At 65.3% G+C, this 323-nt stretch carries 1 pseudogene; it reads left to right on the plus strand.

Features of this window, described 5'->3' with window-relative positions:
* Nucleotides 1-323 (plus strand): annotated as a pseudogene (gene sucA, locus AB6A65_RS16845) (2-oxoglutarate dehydrogenase E1 component); the annotation flags it as partial.

The raw sequence follows: 323 nt of genomic DNA on the forward strand, positions 1-323 counted from the left end.
ACGACGCCGGCCAACTACTTCCACATCCTGCGCCGGCAGCTCCACCGCAGCTTCCGCAAGCCGCTCATCCTGATGACGCCGAAGTCGCTCCTGCGCCACAAGCTCGCGATCTCAGACAAGGAGGATTTCCTGACCGGCGCCTCCTTCCACCGCGTGCTCTGGGACGACGCCGAGAAGGGCCACTCCGACACCGAGCTCAAGCCCGACGGCGAGATCCGGCGCGTGGTGATGTGCGCGGGCAAGGTCTACTTCGACCTTCTGGAAGAGCGCGACCGCCGCGGCATCGACGACGTCTATCTCCTGCGCGTCGAGCAGTTCTATCC

Source organism: Rhodosalinus sp. FB01, from assembly GCF_041365715.1.
Taxonomy (GTDB): domain Bacteria; phylum Pseudomonadota; class Alphaproteobacteria; order Rhodobacterales; family Rhodobacteraceae; genus Rhodosalinus.